This is a genomic window from Chryseobacterium sp. IHB B 17019 (genome assembly GCF_001456155.1).
In the GTDB taxonomy this organism is placed as follows: domain Bacteria; phylum Bacteroidota; class Bacteroidia; order Flavobacteriales; family Weeksellaceae; genus Chryseobacterium.
Genome location: NZ_CP013293.1, coordinates 841049 through 858649, shown reverse-complemented (window position 1 = coordinate 858649; position 17601 = coordinate 841049). Strand labels below are relative to the sequence as shown.

Below are 17601 nucleotides of genomic sequence, written 5' to 3'. Positions count from 1 at the left end.
CATTTTTTTAACTTTAGATTTTAAATTAAATTTCTGTAATTTTATTCTATGAAAAAGCTGATTCTTAAATACCATTTCTTCGTTTTAGGATTGATTGGCTTTGTTTTAAATTCCTGCAATTCGAAATTCAGGGTTTGGGTAGGAACAAATAATGATCAGAAAATCTACAACTTAAAATACGGCGAGCATAAAAAACAGAAAATGGATGTTTTTCTTCCGTCAAGCTACGCTGAAAACTCTCCCGTAATCTTAATTTTACACGGCGGCGGCTGGAAATACGGACGTAAAGAACACATGATCCAGATTCAAAAAATGCTTTTTAAGAATAATATTCCGAGCATCAATATGAATTACAGGCTGGTTTCAAAATCCAAGAAAATTACTTATCGAGAGCAATTGGAAGATATCAATTCCGCTATTTTGAAATTCAATTCCCTGGCTCAAAAAGCTGAGCTTGAACCCAACAATTATATTCTTCTTGGTGAAAGTGCTGGTGGACACCTTGCTTTATTATATGGCTATCAGAATCCCGATCAGATTAAAAAAATAATCTCATTGAGCGGCCCGACAGATTTTTATTCACCGGAATACTTGAATTCTTTTTACTCTAAATATTCTTCTCCAACCGTTCAAAAAGTGGTGGGAGAGAAATTTCATCGCAAGAATTTGTCTGAGGAATTTAAAAAAGCAAGCCCAATCGCTAATATTTCTAATGTCCCTACACTGCTTTTTCAGGGAAATCAGGATTTCCTCGTGAATCAACGTCAGGGATTAGCATTAGACTCGGCCTTAAAAGCGAGAGATATTCCGCATAAGTTAATCTTTATGGAAAATACAGGCCACGCACCGAGGTTTTTCAGCAAAAGAAAAAGAGACAGTATTATTTATCCTAATATTTTAAATTGGATTAAGTTTTAGAAGCTAGAAATTAGAAGTTAGTTGTTGCGTTTGTCATTCTGACGAAGGAAGAATCTCTTTATTCAACAAGACCATCAATAAGAAATCATTTATTACTTAAACAAAAAAATAACCCGCTTCAAAAGCAGGTTATGAGTATAATTTGTAATTAAATCTTATTTGTTTTCTTCTTCGTCTTCATCAAAATTGTGATTTTCATATTTTGAAAAATCCTGTTTTTTCCCGAATAAGAATTTGAAGATTATCGGCAAAGTGGTTACTAAAACAATTACGATAATGATTAATTCTAGCTTTTTCTTTAAATCAATACCAAACTGCTCAATGAATAATTTATCAAGATAATGTCCTGCAAAAATCAACAAGAATGACCATAAAACAGCACCAATAATATTATCCCTCAAGAAATCTTTTTTATCCATCTTCACAATTCCCGCAACAATTGGTGTAAAAGTCCTTACAACAGGTAAAAATCTCGCCATAATAATCGCCAACGCACCATTTTTCTCAAAGAAATCATGAGCCTGATACAGGTATTTTTTCTTGAAAAGCATTGTATCCTGTTTTTTATATAATGCACCTCCGGTTTTTCTTCCGAAATAATAACCTACCTCATTTCCAATAATAGCAGCCACAGCTACCGCCGAAGCTAAAATAAACGTATCAAGAAAATCGCTCCCCGTGGAGCCAAAAGTCTCTTTGATGATATCAACAGCATAAATTCCAGAAACGAAAAGTAAAGAGTCTCCCGGTAAAAAAAATCCTATAAAAAGTCCTGTTTCCGCGAAAATAATAAACAAAATAAGCCAAAATCCTCCAAGTTTAATATAAAATTCCGGATTTAATAAATCTTTCCAACTATTGAAATCTTCCATACGTTTTGATAAGTAACAAAAATAGGATTAATAAACGTCAAATGGAAATATATTATAAGATTTTAACTAAATTTAATCATCCCCTTTACAAGTCCAAATCATCATCTGAAACCGCTGTCCCGTCCGCCATCAGAAACGCTTTCAGGAATGGCGTGATATTTCCGTTCATCACAGCATCAACATCCGAAGTTTCGTATCCGGAACGCACATCTTTCACCAATTTATACGGATGCATCACATAGTTTCTGATCTGGCTTCCCCACTCGATCTTCATCTTATTGGCTTCGATCTCGTTACGCGCTTTCAGACGCTCTTCCAACTCCATTTCATAAAGCCTCGAACGAAGCAACTGCATGGCTTTTTCCTTATTCTGAAGCTGTGAACGGGATTCCGAGTTTTCAATGATAATTCCGGTCGGCGCGTGACGAAGACGAACCGCCGTTTCAACTTTGTTTACGTTCTGACCTCCCGCTCCTGAAGACCTCATCGTTTCAAACGAGATATCTGCAGGATTGATATTGATTTCGATGGTATCATCTACCAAAGGATAGACGTACACTGAAACGAAGCTTGTATGGCGCTTTGCATTAGAATCAAAAGGAGAAATTCTTACAAGCCTGTGAACTCCATTTTCACCTCTCAGGTACCCAAAGGCAAATTCTCCCTCGATTTCCAGCGTAACGGTTTTTACACCTGCAACATCGCCTTCCTGGTAGTTCAGTTCACGGATTTTATAACCTTGCTTTTCCGCCCACATGGTGTACATTCTCATCAGCATGGAAGCCCAGTCGCAACTTTCCGTACCACCTGCTCCAGCTGTAATCTGAAGCACAGCAGAAAGTTCATCACCTTCGTTAGAAAGCATGTTCTTGAATTCTAGATCTTCGATTTTTTCCACTAATTGAGGGAAAGCTGTATCTAATTCTTTCTCAGAATCAGGATCTTCTTTGGCAAAATCTGCTAAAACCTGCAGGTCTTCAAACTGAGTATCGATTTCGTCATACGCTTCCACCCATTTTTTCTTGGAACGAAGCTGTTTCAGGAATGCTTCAGCGGTTTTGGGATTATCCCAAAATTCCGGTGCAGCCGTTTTTTCATCATCATTAGATATTTCTATCTTCTTTTTGTCGATCTGAAGATATTTATGTAAATCATCAATTCTGGATTGAATTTCTTTTATCTGGTCGTTGTTGATCACGAATTTTTATTTTTGCAAAAATAAGGAATTTTATTTCCAAAAGATTTCTGAGCACTTAGATTGTTTTAATTTAAAATAAACATCAAATAACAATTTCAATTAAAAATCAAACTTTATTTTCCCCGTCATTATGCGGAAAACCAATTACTCTTCTCGGTTCTTCCACCACTCTGTAAGTATCCAGCTCGGTTTTCAGTGCTTTAATCCTCATTTGAAACTGATCAAAATTATTAACAATAACATCTCTCAAAAATACCGAAATCTGATCCAGATATTCTTCGGTAAGTTTTCCTTTTGCATCTCTTAATGCTTTATTCAGAAGGCTTTGACTGATTTCTAAATTTTCGTTTTTTGTTTTTTGATAAATGTCTTTAATTCTCTTTTTTAAACTTTGTGTAAAATCAATAATCATTGTATTGCTGAAAACCTTCATCTGGGAAGAGATTTCGTTCCAGAAAGGAATTTTATCGGCTTTGTTCTTTTTGAGAATTTTATACAACAATGAATCTTCTTCAAGCCCTTTCGTTATTGCATATAAAATAATTTCCGAACGTTCGGAAGCATTCGGTGGAAAAACCGGAATTACAACATCAAACCTTCCCGGAGCAAGAATTTCCTCATCAATTTCCGCAATGGATTTTGCCGATCCTACCATCAGTACATCTTCTTTTTCAAACTTACTGATGTAATGGAGAAGAATTTCCTGAGTTTCAAGATTACAGGAAGCAACATCTGTTTCAGCTTTTCTTTCCATCATTATTTCATCAAAATCATCGAGGAAAAGCAGTACTTTTTCGTCCCGCATCATGGTCACCAGAAAATCATTAAAATTGGTCTTATTTCCGTCTACAAAAGAAGTTCCCAGATAATGTTTTTTTACTTCTTTGAATTTATAGTTGATAATTTCCGCAATTTTATTGGCCCAGAAAATTTTACCGCTTCCCGGAGGCCCGTACAAAACGATTCCGGCAGGCTTGTTGATCCCCCAATCCTTGATCTGTTGCGGATTTAAGAAAGGTTCCAGCACACTTGATATATAGAAGAACAAGTCTCTGTACCCAATAAAATCCCTATGTTGAAGGCTCGTTTTCTGTCCAAAATAATTATAGACAAATTGATAATTTCCACCCAGTCTGTTATCAATTCCGTAGCTTGAAATTGATGATTTGAAAAATCCGTTATCAAAAATATTAGGGTTGATTTCCTTAATTGCCTTTTCTACCTTTTCCTTTGGCTGATGAATGGTTTCCGCAATCTGCTCCAAGGTTTTGGTCTTGTCGAGATCTTTTTCGTAAAGTCTTAAAAAATCTACATTTTCGCGGGCAAATTTTTCAAAATCTTTTTTAATCTCAAAATCTGTACTGATACAAACGCCCAGCTCAAGATCAAAATCCTGGATAAATTGTTTTATAGCTTCGGCAGAAACATTAAGTTCTTTCGCCAGTTCAATTAACTTCATAATTACCGATTAATTCAATCAAATTTAGCATTTTTAAATAGTAAATTTTATTGATCTATGATATAATTTGTAACATTTTGTAAATTACATACACTACTACTATGTAAAACAAATTACATGGAAAAAATTTTGTCAGTAAAGAATTTGACTAAAAAATTCAAGAGAATTGCTGTAAACAACATCTCCTTTGATGTAGAAAAAGGTAATGTTTACGGACTTCTGGGACCAAACGGAAGCGGAAAGTCCACCACTTTCGGGATGTTGCTTTCAACCATTAATCCTACCAGTGGCGAATGGTACTGGTTTGGAAAAAGAGGCACCGATCCGGACACCTTAAAAAGAATCGGGGCCATTATTGAGCAGCCGAACTTTTATCCTTATTTAAGCGCAGAAACCAATCTGAAGATTGTAGCCGAAATCAAAGGAACGCCTCAAGCAAGAATTGACGAAGTTTTGAAAACAGTCGGGTTGTTGGAAAGAAAAAAAGATCCTTTCAAAACCTATTCATTAGGGATGAAACAACGTCTTGCCATCGCATCGGCCTTGCTTAACAACCCTGAAGTTCTGATTCTGGACGAGCCTACCAACGGCCTTGATCCTGAAGGAATCATCCAGATCCGGGACATCATTAATAGTATTGCAAAACAAGGAATTACTATCATTATTGCAAGCCACCTTTTGGACGAGATCGAAAAGATCTGCAGCCATGTGATTGTTTTAAAAGAAGGGAATTCCATCTATTCCGGAAGGGTGGATGAAATGACTGCTAACAATGGTTATTTTGAATTAAAAGCAGATAACAACACCCTGCTTCTGAGCGCTTTGGAAGAACTTCAATGGTTTAATTCCATTAATAAGGATGGTGAGATTATCAAAGCCCAGATTCGTGACGACGCTTCGATTTCAGCTTCTGCTTTAAACCAAAAACTGGCTGAAAAAGGTATTTTCCTGTCTCATTTGACCAAGAAAAAAGAATCGCTTGAAACTCAATTCCTTGAACTTGTAAAAAACACAAAATAATCATGATTAAATTATTAAAACTAGAATACTACAAAAATCTGAACTACAGACCGTTCAAGATTTTCACGACCCTTTATTTTGCCATCCTGATCGCATTACTGTTTATCGGTCTGGTTGATTTTGATCTAGGTGGCTCAACAATTAATCTGAAAGAGCAAGGAATATATAATTTTCCGGAAATCTGGAATTTCACGACATGGATTGTTGCTATATTGAAAATTTTCTTAGGATTAATCATTGTCTTCTCGATTTCACAGGAATTCAGCAACCGAATGTTTAAGCAGAATACAATTGATGGATTGAGCAGAAAAGAATTTATCAGTTCAAAATTACTAACAATAAGCATTTTCACGATTGTTTCTACGATAATTGTATTTGGGATCACGATGTTTTTAGGATATCAATATTCGGATACAACGGAATCTGCAAAGGTTTTTGAAGAAATTTTCTTCATCGGAAATTATTTTGTGAAGCTGTTTACTTTCTTTTGTTTCCTGATGTTTCTTTCTATTTTACTGAGAAAATCGGTTTTTGTATTTCTTGCTCTTTTCGTTTTCTGGATTGTTGAAGGTATTTTAACAGCCGTAGAAACCTTCACAAAAGTAAGCGGAATGCAGGGTCCACAGAGAAATGAGGTGCTTCAGAACGATTTTTTCATCACCCATCTTTTACCATTAGAAAGTATGTCCAGCCTTATCCCAAACCCGATGATGAGACTGAATATGCTAAAAATGTTTGGGAAATATGAATTCCACTACCCTACGGAAAGCATGATTGCGTGTCTTGTTTGGTGTGCAATTTTCATATTCGGATCGTATTGGATTTTGAGAAAAAGAGATTGGTAAGGTTTAGAATTGAAAGATTTAAGGATTTAAATATTAAAATTTAAGTGGTTCGGTTTCGGATCACTTTTTTTATTAATTTTATCTAAATGATATCACTGAAAAAAATATATTACGTTCCGGGATTGATAAGTGCTTTATTGATTCCTGTTTTGTTTTGGTATTATATAAGTCCGCATATTGATAAAACGAGTTATAACTTAATTGATATTGGGCTTCCGGCAAAGTTAGTACAGGATAAAAATAATCTTAATTTTACTTTTGAGTCATTAAGAGACTGGAAATATAAAAAGATAAAAGTAGATCCTGCCAAAGCAAAGGAAAACTCAAGACTATATGTTTCCGAAGTAAAAGCTCTTCAAAAAAGAAATGAAAAAAATACAGGAATAGAATTTATTCTTACAAATAAAAACACTTTCGGAGATTTGTATCTTTATTAAATGACATGGCAATTGCAAGACAAGAAACTTACACTATTGATTTAGAAAAGACAGGCCACTTATTTGCTACTATAAACTATATAGATCCAAATGCTAAAGAAGAAAAATTTGGATGCCTTTTGTGTGATGATGTAATTGTCACCTTTGAAGAACCTACTCTGAGAGACAAAATTTATGCTTTTATCAATGGACAATATTATCAAACGTTTTTTGAAGATATTTCTAACCTTCCGAAGGGAACTTTTATAATTATCTTTGGATTTCTCTTATTTTTAAATATATCCATGTTGAGCATTAAAGAAAGGTTCCTATTAAATTAAAAACAAAAAAAAGACTGCCTTTCGACAGTCCTTCAATCACTTTCACATCTACATTATTTCTTCTCTGTTTCGAGTAAAGAAATATATTCTCCGTAACCCTTATCTTTCATTTCTGCTTTCGGGATAAATTTCAGCGATGCGCTATTGATACAGTAACGAAGTCCGCCTTTATCCTCCGGTCCGTCATTGAAAACATGTCCCAAATGTGCATCTCCCGTTTTACTTCTCACTTCAACCCGTGTCATTCCGTGGGATTTGTCCAATTTTTCATCAACTACTTTTTTTGTAATCGGCTTAGAAAAGCTTGGCCATCCACAACCGGATTCAAACTTATCTGTTGAAATAAATAATGGTTCGCCCGTTGTAATATCTACATAAATTCCTTCACGGGTTTCGTCCCAATATTCATTCTGGAAGGGTTTTTCCGTACCGTTTTCCTGGGTTACATTGTATTGTTCGGCAGTTAATTTTTCTTTCAAAACTTTTTTGTCCGGCTTTTGGAATTTTGTTTCCTTTTTTGGAAGCGGGTTTGCATTTCTTGCCATTTCAAAAAGTCCCGGCTCGATGTGACAATAACCGCCCGGATTTTTATCCAGATAATCCTGGTGATAGTCTTCCGCTTTATAGAAATTTTTCAAAGGAATTGTTTCTACAACAACCGGTTTGCTGTAATTTTTAGCCAGTTTTTCAACTTCCGTTTTTACAATAGCTTCCGTTTCCTTATCGGTGGAATAAATTCCTGTTCTGTACTGGTCGCCTCTGTCGTTCCCCTGTTTGTTTAAGCTCGTAGGGTCGATTGTTTTAAAATAAAGGTTAATCAACAGTTTTAAATCCACTTGTTCAGGATCATATTTCACTTTTACGGTTTCCGCAAAACCTGTTGAATGACTTACAACTTCCTCATACGTAGGATTTTGCTTGTTTCCGTTGGCATATCCAACTTCTGTTCCCACAACACCACGAACCTGTTGAAAAAAGTGCTCTGTTCCCCAAAAACATCCCCCTGCAAAATAAATTTCTTTTACATTTTTAGTATCCATATTGGTCTCATTTTCTTTTTTTATTGATGTGGATTTTGACTTTGCATCTCCACAGCTTGTCGCAAAAACTGCTATTCCCAGAAACATTCCGAGTAATATTAGTATATTTTTCATTTTTATCTTTTTATTCATTTTTTTCATTTAAAATCATTAATCCAAATCCTAAAAGCATCAGATCTTTTAAGATGAAAAAATCTGTGATGGGCACTCCATCTACTATTTTCCAAACTCCGGGAGTTGTAAACAGGTAGCTCAGTGTGACCAGAAAAGTGATGATCATCCCGATTCCGGCAAACTTCTTTAGTGATGCAAATTTCACACTAAATAGTAAAAGTAAAGCAATGATAATTTCTATCACTCCGATAGCATTTGACACAGTCTGAATACTGAGAGTTTTATATATCCAAAAAGTAAGAAAGTGGTTTTCTACTAAAGGTTTTATTGCTGCAGCTTCTGTGGGCGTGAATTTGAAAATTCCGATCCAGAGTAAAATAAGTGCCGCCCCGAAAAGTGAAGTGTAATAACCGAGCTTATAAGTCGGGCTCCGTTGGCTGGTCATTGGTGTAGTTCCGTTCATATTTTAAGATTTTGAATTGATACTTTATTATTTTCAAAAGTATAGTCGGAACCATTTCAAAATCCTGACACAATTTTTATTTAATATCTAAATTTCCGAGTATTTTATTTTTAAACCCCTGAATTTCAGAATCATTAACAGTTTGTTTTTCTTGTTCCTGATAAAATTTTCTTTTTAAAATATCATCAAGAATTTCGAGTTTTTCTTTATACGCCCTGCACCATTTACAGATTTTTAAATGCAGGTTAAGTTTCCAGTTCTCTTTCGGAGAAATGTTTTCGGCATTTCGTTTTTCCATGAGTAAAGTAGCTTCACTGCATGGTAAAAATATAATATGTATAATTTTTTTTAACATTTCAATCATTATAACTTTGCAAACCAGTTAAATTCCAGACATTCTCTCAATTGCATTCTGCTTCGCTGTAAGATCTTCCAAAGATTAGTCGTAGAAATATTTAATTCCTGACTCACTTCCGGTGCTTTTTTTTCTTCAAGATAATACATTTTCATGGGGATTTTCCATCTGGAGGGCAAATCCTCAATACAATCTTCCAATGTTTTATTAAAATCTTTATCATCCAGAAGCTCGGTTTCTTTGCTTGAAGCATCCCAATCATTCAGAACATTATTATTTTTCCACGAACCGGTTTCGTCAAAAAAATGATCGAGGTTTATTTGGGGGTCAGATTTATATTTTCTACGGTAAAAATCGGCAACTTTTCTGTTTAGAATTGTCATCAGCCAAGTCAAAGGCTGGCTTTTACCCTCAAAAGAATCAAAAGACGAAACAGCAGCAATAAAAACTTCCTGAACAACATCTTCTGCCTCCACTTTATCCGACAGCAGGTAGACCGCCCGTCTCAGCAATGGCCCTGAGTATTGCTCTACCCAGCTTTTTATCGTTTCATTTTTCGTCATATTAAAACTTTATCTTTTCAGATGGTAACGAAGATAATAAGTTAAACGGAAAAGCGCAAAGTTTTGTTTACTATAATATGAAAACGCTGAGTTGTCACCTGAAAGGATCTCAACAAAGTATTAGGATTATTATGAAAAGATTCTTCCCTTTCAACTGTTGAGATCTTTCAGGGTGACAAACTCTATAGTTGAATCAATGGTGACAGATCGAAAAACGACAAAAACCCTAGCCCCGATTGAAGTGAAAATCCTTTTTTGAAAAAAAAGATTGCAACGGAAAGCGGGAAATAGCTCCTAAAAATGTTTCAAACTATTAAAACAATCTTTTTAAAAGTATTAAATATTTAAAACTAAATCACCTAAAAATAGTAAATTTGCATCTTATCAAAAATTTGTAAAAAGCAAAGCAATCATAATATGACATCACAAGAGATACGTCAAAAATTTTTAGATTATTTTAAAAGTAAAGACCACCTTATCGTTCCTTCGGCGCCGATTGTGCTGAAAGACGACCCTACTCTAATGTTTTCCAACTCAGGAATGACGCAGTTCAAGGATTTTTTCTTAGGCTACAAGACACCTACCGCCTCAAGAATTGCCGATACACAAAAGTGTCTGAGAGTTTCCGGGAAACATAATGATTTGGATGATGTAGGTAGAGATACTTATCACCACACCATGTTTGAGATGTTGGGGAACTGGTCTTTTGGTGATTACTTTAAGAAAGATGCTATTGCTTTTGCCTGGGAATTGTTGACGGAAGTTTACGGAATTCCGAAAGAAAATATTTATGTAACAATTTTTGAAGGAGACGCTTCCGAGAATCTGGAAAGAGATCAGGATGCTTATGACTTCTGGAAATCTCACATTTCGGAAGACAGGATAATCAACGGAAATAAGAAAGATAATTTCTGGGAAATGGGTGCGAGCGGACCTTGTGGACCTTGCTCAGAAATCCATGTTGATTTGAGAACTCCGGAAGAAAAAGCTAAGGTTTCAGGGCTTGAACTGGTAAATAATGACCACCCTCAAGTTGTTGAAATCTGGAATCTCGTTTTCATGCAATATAACCGTAAGGCAGACGGAGAATTAGAAAATCTTCCAGCAAAACATATTGACACAGGGATGGGCTTCGAGCGTCTTTGTATGGCACTTCAGGGGAAGTCTTCCAATTATGACACGGATGTTTTCACGCCTTTAATTGCTAAGGTTGAAGAGCTTTCAGGTAAAAAATACACGGGAATTTTAGAAGACGAAAAAGATATTGCGATCCGTGTTGTGGTAGATCACATCAGGGCGGTTTCTTTTGCGATTGCAGACGGACAATTGCCTTCAAACGGAGGCGCAGGCTACGTTATCAGAAGAATTTTGAGAAGGGCCATTTCTTATTCTTACCGATTTTTAGATAGAAAAGAACCTTTCCTTTTTGAATTGGTTTCAGTTCTTAAAGATCAGATGGGACCATTCTTCCCTGAATTGGGAAAACAAGGAAAATTGGTAACCGAAGTTATTAAAAGTGAGGAAGATTCATTCTTAAAAACAATTGAAAACGGCTTGATCAGAGTTGAAAAATTAATTCAGCAGACAATTGCAAATAACTCGAACGTTTTACCAAGCGAAGAAGTTTTTGAATTATATGATACTTATGGTTTCCCTGATGATCTAACAAGAATTATTGCGGAAGAAAAAGGCTTAACTATCGATGAAGCAGGATTTGAAGCTGAAATGGAGAAACAAAAACTTCGTTCAAAAGCTGATTCTGCTCAGAAAGTTTACGATTGGGTAACTTTAGAGGAAAGAGAAGAAAACTTCGTAGGGTACGACCAAATTGAAGCGGAAACATACATTACAAGATACAGAAAAGTAGAAAATAAAGACGGCGAATTTTATCAGGTTGTGTTGAGCAACTCTCCTTTCTACCCTGAAGGCGGTGGACAGGTTGGTGATAAAGGCGTTCTTGAAAATGCTGTTGAAAGTTTCGAAGTTTTAGAAACGAAAAAGGAAAACGGATTAATTATTTCATTAATCAATGGTCTTCCGAAAGATGCAGGCGCACTTTTCTATGCTAAAGTAAATGCAACCGACAGAAAAAATTCTCAGGCCAATCACTCGGTAACTCACCTTTTACATGAGGCTTTGAGAGAGGTTTTGGGAACTCACGTTGAGCAGAAAGGCTCTTACGTTGGTCCTGATTATCTGCGTTTTGACTTCTCGCATTTTAATAAAATGACGGAAGAAGAGCTGGCTTTGATTGAAGAAAAAGTGAATGCAAAAATCAAGGAAAGTATTGCTTTACAGGAATTCAGAAATATCCCGATTAAAGAAGCGATCGACAAAGGTGCAATGGCTTTGTTTGGTGAAAAATATGGAGACAGCGTAAGAATGATCCAGTTCGGAAGTTCAAAGGAACTCTGTGGTGGAACTCACGTGAAAAATACGAGTGAAATCGGGCATTTTAAAATTACTTCCGAAAGTTCTGCAGCTGCGGGAATCAGAAGGATTGAAGCTATTTCAGGAGATAAATCTGATGAATATTTCAAAGGTTTAGAAAAACAAATGATTGAGCTTTCTCAATTGTTAAAATCTAAAGATGTCGTAAGATCAATCGAGAAATTAATTGAGGAAAATTCTTCTTTAAAATCAGAAATTGAAGCTTTCAAAAAAGAAAAAGCAAAAGGAGAAATCGGCGACTGGAAAAATGCTTACGAACAAAAAGGTGATAAGCAGCTTTTAGTGAGGAAAACCTCTCTGGATGCAGGCTCTGTAAAAGATATCGTGTTCCAGTTGAAGAAAGAAATCCCGACTTCGGTGACAATTATTCTTTCAAATGCAGACGACAAACCGATGATTACCGTTGGTGTTTCCGATGATTTGGCAGCAAGTTACCAGGCAGGGACAATCGTTAAAGATTTAGCTAAAGAAATCCAAGGCGGCGGCGGTGGAAATCCGGGCTTCGCAACAGCTGGAGGAAAAAATCTTGACGGATTAGAAAATGCCTACCAAAAAGCATTAAATATTTAATTATTAATAAAATATGTTACAATCATTTGTTGATTTGGTTTTTTTTGTATCTTACTGATCGTAAAAATTAAATTAACAAATGATGAAACATGCAAATTACTCTTTTGCATTATGCCTCTTTGCAGCCATAATGCTTCTTATTCAATGTAGAAACGAAGACGAATCAGATTCCCAACCATCTGTTCCATCACACGGACAAAATTTCGACAAGCTCATAGCTTACAAAAACAGTGACCATCAGCTTTCGGTCGGCTATTACAGGACGTGGAGAGACAGCGCAACAGCAAGCGGAAATCTTCCCACAATGAAATGGCTTCCGGACAGTCTGGACATGGTAATGGTTTTCCCGGATTATACCCCTGATAATAACCCTTATTGGAACACTTTAAAAAATAAATATGTTCCTTATCTTCATAAAAGAGGAACCAAAGCAATCATTACACTTGGAGATTTGAGCAGTGCAGTAACTACCGGAACCCAGGATTCCATAGGATATTCGTCCTGGGCCCAGGGAATTTACAATAAATGGGTGGGACAATACAATTTAGACGGTATCGATATCGATGTGGAGAGCACTCCAAGTGGCACAACTCTTACCAAATTTGTTGCCGCCACAAAAGCTTTATCTAAATATTTTGGACCGAAATCTTCTACGGGTAAAGCATTTATTTATGACACCAATATGCCTCCAACATCATTCTTTATTCAGACGGCTTCCCGATACAACTACGTATTCCTTCAGGCTTATGGAAAAAACACTTCTTATCTTACAACGGTATCCGGACAGTATGCTCCATATATCAGCATGAAGAAGTTTTTACCGGGTTTTTCATTTTATGAAGAAAACGGTTATCCAAACAATTACTGGAATGATGTGACATATCCGCAAAACGGAACCGGACATGCTTACAATTTTGCAAGCTGGCAACCCGCTTCGGGGAAAAAAGGCGGTGTTTTCTCGTATGGAATAGACAGGGATGCACCATTGATCTCAGCCTACGATAATGTTCTTCGAAAACCTAATTTTAAAGTAACAAAAGATCTCATCAAAATTATGAATCCTTAATTAAATTAAAAACTACCGCTATATTGGGATTTTTCTTTGTTTTGAAAGATAATTCCGATTACAGATCGTATTAATATCAATTAACAAAACTTTTCCAGGACAATAAATATCACTAATTTTACCCAGTTTTTCAAAATGAAAAGGGTTTTATTATTTTTATTTTTCTGGGCATATTCTTTTGGTTTTTCACAATCAAAGATTACTGTTGTTGACGATGTTAATAAAACACCTGTTTCAAACGCAACCATCTCCTGCAAAGGAAAAATCTTAGGCCAAACAGATTCGCAGGGCTTTTTAGAATTCAATACAAAATGTAAAAGCATTCAGATTCAGACTAAAGATTATCAGCCAGAGACAGCCGTTGTAGAAGATGACATCAAAATTTCCCTGCTAAAAAAATCCTCTAAAACTACCTCAATTGAAACGGTAATAATTGAGGATAAAAGTGATCCCAGAGCCTTGGAAATCCTGAAAAAGGTAAATCACCTTTTCAAAGAAAATTCCCCTAAAACACTGGATTCTTACACTTATAAATCTTATGAAAAAGTTTCGTTGGATATTGATGAAGACAGCATCTCGCAATTCAATGAATTTTTTGAAAACAGTAATTTTTTTAAGGAAAAAAGAAAAAAAGATTCATTAAATAATATTTCTGCCCGAAAAATATTTTCAAAAAGTAAATTATTCCTTTGGGAAAGGGCTCAAGAGTTTTTATATTCAAAACCTTACGGCGAAAAAATCAATATTTTAGATAACAGAATTTCCGGTCTTAAACAACCGATCTATGAAATGATCGCCCTTCAGCAAAGCAATAGGGACAAGCTTCCGAATCAATTAAAACAGGAAAACAGAGGTCTTTACAGATTTTTCCTTACCGATACCATTGAAATGGATGGAAGAAAAAATTTCGTCATCCGCTTTAGGGAAGTCAATTATAAAAAAAATGACAAAAAAAGAAAATATAACGGTGTTATCTATATTGACACTGAAACATATGGAATAAAAAAAATCGAAAATTTCAGTAAAAATAAAAACGACGGAATTATTACCAGCACTTGGGTTTTCTTTAACAATAAATGGTTTCTCGCCCACGAAACAGTGAAGCTCAGAATGAGCAATATGGCGATGGAGGAGGAAAAAGAACAGCCGGAAGAAAAGCACGAAAGAAAAAATAAAAGAAGTTTTGGGACCTATGCTTTCCTTACTTCGAGGTATTTTGATTTCAAATCACCCATAGAAAATGATAAAAATGATTTCAAAGGCTATACTTTTTCAGTAAAAAATACAGACGGAAAAACATTAGACCAATATAGAACAGATCCACTAACAGCAAGAGAAAGAAACACTTATACAACCATTGATAGTCTGGGAAAAATCTATAATATTGATACGAAAGCCAGAGTTTTAACAGGTCTGTTAAACGGGCAGATCCGTGTCGGAATTTTGGATTTCGCAGTGGATGAAATTGTGAATTATAATCTGTATGAAGGTTTCAGAGTTGGTTTGAAGGCTAAGCTTAACGAGACATTCAATCCTTATTTTTCACCGGATTATTATTTTGCTTACGGTTTTAAGGATGATAGATGGAAATACGGAATTGGTCTTGACGTGAAAACTACACTCGACAAAAATTCATTTTTCAGGCTCGAATACACCGATGATGTGACGGCTTCCGGAGAATTTTACCGAAGACTCTGGAACTTCAAAATGAGGATGGCCAATTATGGAAATAACTTAAATAATGACAGATATTACCGCTTCCGAAGCGCTTCCCTGTCTTATTTGAACGATGTTACGAACGGTTTGACACTTGTTTTTGCGGCAAGAAGGAATTATGAAGAAGCCATGTTCGATTATTCTTTCAGAAACAGGGGTTCGGCATTCGATAATTTCAGTACTTTATTTACATTAAAATTTTCTCCGAATTCTACCAATATTATGACTCCACAAGGGAAATCCCTGATCGATCAGAAGTATCCTGAACTGTATTTTAATTACGAACAGAGTTATAAAATTTTGGGTGGAGATTTTAATTATACCCGATTTGATGCACTTTTCGTACACAATTTTAAAACTATGTTGGGAACTACGGGATTCAGGTTGTATGGAGGTATGGTTTTCGGAGATGCCCCGATCTGGAAAAATTTTACGATGAACGGACTGGCTTCGCCGAGAAGGGATTTTAATTTCAACTTTACTTCATTTTTGGGATTTGCGACCCTGGAAGGTGGAAAATATTATAATGACAAGTTTATAGCTTATTATTTCACCCATAAACTTCCTTTTTATTTTAAAAGTTTAGGCCAAAATATTTCAAGTTTTGATTTTGTATTAAGAGGTACAATCGGGAATATGGATCATCCTGAATATCATCAGTTCAGGTTCCGGCCGCTGAATCACCTTTATCAGGAAGTCGGGTTGGAATGGAATAATTTTCTTTCAACATATTTTAATTTAGGATTATTTTATAGAGTTGGATATTATGCCACCAGAAATTTTAAACAAAACTTTGCCATTCAGTTTAAATTAAAATTATTAGAATTTTAATTCTGGCTGTCAAAATTCCTCTTCTTTGGAGGGGTGGCGAAAGTTCAAAGAATTTTTAACGAAGTAGTTTACAGTAGAAACAATAGGTAATTAATAATAAAAATTAATGCAAAAAATAGAAATAAAAGCAGAGCAATTCTTCGAATTATTAAGACTAAAAGACACCTCAATGTGGGAAATTTTCTCCCAAATGATTGACGGAAACGAGAAAGAAATCATCTTTCTGGACAATGAAGATAAAATTCTTTTCAATTACTTTCTGCCGGCTACTCAGGAAAAACTTGAAGAAGACAGGAAAGAGTTTTCAAAACAGTTTGCTGATAAATTGTCATATTTAAACTAGTTATGAATTATGAGTTTTTTAAGAAAGTAGTTTTAACTTATAATTCATAACTCAAAACTCATAACTCTAAAAAGTTCATCAGAGTTTTTTTGGTTTCGGCAACATCATGAACTCTCAGGATTTTCGCTCCTTGTTTTAGAACTTCTAAATGTAATTTTTGAGTTTCTTCATTAACATCTAAAGCTGACTTTCCTAGAGGTTTATAAATGAAAGATTTTCTCGAAATACCAATTAACAAAGGAAATTTTTCGAAGCCAAGAAATTCCACTTCATCAATCATTTTCATCTGATCTTCCACTGTTTTCCCAAAACCGAAACCGGGATCAAGAATAATATCATTAACCCCTTTTTCTAATAGTTCCGCTGTTTTTTCAGAAAAATATTGATTCACAGAAAGTGTAATATCAGCGAATTTTATTTTATCATGCATTGTTTCGTAAGAAGGATTTACATGCATCAAAATATACGGCAGTTTTGTTTCCGCGGCTGTATCAAACATTTTATCATCATAATGTCCGCCAGAGATGTCATTAATAATATCAATCCCTTCATTGAAACCAAATTTTACCGTTTCAGCATAAAAAGTATCCAGCGAAATCAGTGCTTCAGGAAATTCTTTTTTAATTAAAGCAATCACATTTCCAATTCTTTCAATTTCCTGATCTGCACGCAGAAACTCTGCATTCGGACGTGTTGACTGTGGGCCAATGTCTATAATTTCCGCTCCTTCTTTCAACAATTTTCCCGCATGCTCCAGAGCAGATTTTTCATTATTAAATTTGCCGCCATCAGAAAAAGAATCCGGAGTAAGATTGAGAATTCCCATGATTTTAGGAGTCGACAAATCGACTAATCTTCCGTTGCAGTTTATTGAGTGAGTATTTGAGTTTGAGAATTTGAGGGTTTGAGGGTTTGAGGACATAGGAGTGATATATATGTTCTTATTGGACATTTTGGATGAGAATTGATACAAAACTAAGAGAAAAATAATTGCCTCGCATAAAAATATCAATAAACACA

Annotated in this window: 17 protein-coding genes; 9 read left to right on the top strand and 8 right to left on the bottom strand. The window is 35.3% G+C overall.

Going from position 1 to position 17601, the window contains the following annotated elements:
* The first annotated feature begins 48 nt into the window (after positions 1-48).
* On the top strand, positions 49-918 hold the full coding sequence (locus ATE47_RS03885) for an alpha/beta hydrolase (RefSeq protein WP_062160719.1): 870 nt from the start codon (positions 49-51) through the stop codon (positions 916-918).
* 155 nt (positions 919-1073) lie between these two features.
* Here ATE47_RS03885 and ATE47_RS03880 read toward each other — a convergent pair whose 3' ends face one another.
* From ATE47_RS03880 to ATE47_RS03870, 3 genes are all read right to left on the bottom strand, one after another.
* Positions 1074-1790 carry a DedA family protein gene (locus ATE47_RS03880; RefSeq protein WP_062160718.1) on the bottom strand — a complete coding sequence of 239 codons (717 nt, stop codon included), beginning with the start codon at positions 1788-1790 and terminating at the stop codon, positions 1074-1076.
* A gap of 85 nt (positions 1791-1875) precedes the next feature.
* On the bottom strand, positions 1876-2988 hold the full coding sequence (prfB, locus tag ATE47_RS03875; RefSeq protein ID WP_062160717.1) for a peptide chain release factor 2: 1113 nt from the start codon (positions 2986-2988) through the stop codon (positions 1876-1878).
* A 106-nt stretch (positions 2989-3094) separates the two neighbouring features.
* Positions 3095-4447, bottom strand: coding sequence for an ATP-binding protein (locus ATE47_RS03870; protein ID WP_062160716.1), 1353 nt, complete (start codon positions 4445-4447; stop codon positions 3095-3097).
* Between the two features lie 117 nt (positions 4448-4564).
* Here ATE47_RS03870 and ATE47_RS03865 point away from each other — a divergent pair, with 117 nt between their 5' ends.
* The 4 genes from ATE47_RS03865 to ATE47_RS19020 all read left to right on the top strand — a co-directional run bounded on the left by ATE47_RS03865 (position 4565) and on the right by ATE47_RS19020 (position 7069).
* Positions 4565-5467 (top strand): ABC transporter ATP-binding protein, encoded by a 903-nt coding sequence (locus ATE47_RS03865; protein WP_062160715.1) that lies wholly within the window; start codon positions 4565-4567, stop codon positions 5465-5467.
* A 2-nt stretch (positions 5468-5469) separates the two neighbouring features.
* Positions 5470-6312: an ABC transporter permease gene (locus ATE47_RS03860; protein ID WP_062160714.1), complete on the top strand. Its 843-nt coding sequence runs from the start codon at positions 5470-5472 to the stop codon at positions 6310-6312.
* 86 nt (positions 6313-6398) lie between these two features.
* Complete coding sequence (locus tag ATE47_RS19025; RefSeq protein WP_150114775.1) at positions 6399-6749, top strand: hypothetical protein; 351 nt, start codon at positions 6399-6401, stop codon at positions 6747-6749.
* A 5-nt stretch (positions 6750-6754) separates the two neighbouring features.
* Entirely contained in the window at positions 6755-7069 is a 315-nt protein-coding gene (locus tag ATE47_RS19020) for a hypothetical protein (RefSeq protein ID WP_150114774.1), read from the top strand.
* A 53-nt stretch (positions 7070-7122) separates the two neighbouring features.
* On the opposite strand, the gene msrB is transcribed toward ATE47_RS19020, so the two are convergent.
* The 4 genes from msrB to ATE47_RS03835 form a co-directional block, all read right to left on the bottom strand.
* Complete coding sequence (gene msrB, locus ATE47_RS03850; protein WP_062163440.1) at positions 7123-8223, bottom strand: peptide-methionine (R)-S-oxide reductase MsrB; 1101 nt, start codon at positions 8221-8223, stop codon at positions 7123-7125.
* A 10-nt stretch (positions 8224-8233) separates the two neighbouring features.
* Positions 8234-8686: a DUF417 family protein gene (locus tag ATE47_RS03845; protein WP_062160713.1), complete on the bottom strand. Its 453-nt coding sequence runs from the start codon at positions 8684-8686 to the stop codon at positions 8234-8236.
* Positions 8687-8762: 76 nt separating this feature from the next.
* Positions 8763-9041, bottom strand: coding sequence for a hypothetical protein (locus ATE47_RS03840; protein WP_062163439.1), 279 nt, complete (start codon positions 9039-9041; stop codon positions 8763-8765).
* Between the two features lie 8 nt (positions 9042-9049).
* On the bottom strand, positions 9050-9604 hold the full coding sequence (locus tag ATE47_RS03835; protein WP_062160712.1) for a sigma-70 family RNA polymerase sigma factor: 555 nt from the start codon (positions 9602-9604) through the stop codon (positions 9050-9052).
* A 417-nt stretch (positions 9605-10021) separates the two neighbouring features.
* Here ATE47_RS03835 and alaS point away from each other — a divergent pair, with 417 nt between their 5' ends.
* From alaS to ATE47_RS03815, 4 genes are all read left to right on the top strand, one after another.
* Complete coding sequence (gene alaS / locus ATE47_RS03830) at positions 10022-12625, top strand: alanine--tRNA ligase (RefSeq protein WP_062160711.1); 2604 nt, start codon at positions 10022-10024, stop codon at positions 12623-12625.
* 79 nt (positions 12626-12704) lie between these two features.
* On the top strand, positions 12705-13691 hold the full coding sequence (locus ATE47_RS03825; RefSeq protein WP_442857079.1) for an endo-beta-N-acetylglucosaminidase family protein: 987 nt from the start codon (positions 12705-12707) through the stop codon (positions 13689-13691).
* Between the two features lie 135 nt (positions 13692-13826).
* Positions 13827-16238 (top strand): hypothetical protein, encoded by a 2412-nt coding sequence (locus ATE47_RS03820; protein ID WP_062160710.1) that lies wholly within the window; start codon positions 13827-13829, stop codon positions 16236-16238.
* Positions 16239-16344: 106 nt separating this feature from the next.
* Positions 16345-16581 (top strand): hypothetical protein, encoded by a 237-nt coding sequence (locus ATE47_RS03815; protein WP_062160709.1) that lies wholly within the window; start codon positions 16345-16347, stop codon positions 16579-16581.
* A gap of 58 nt (positions 16582-16639) precedes the next feature.
* Here the strand turns inward: ATE47_RS03815 and folP are convergent, their stop codons facing one another.
* A complete protein-coding gene (gene folP / locus ATE47_RS03810) occupies positions 16640-17503 on the bottom strand; it encodes a dihydropteroate synthase (RefSeq protein ID WP_062163437.1) in 864 nt (287 codons plus the stop codon).
* Between the last annotated feature and the right edge of the window lie 98 nt (positions 17504-17601).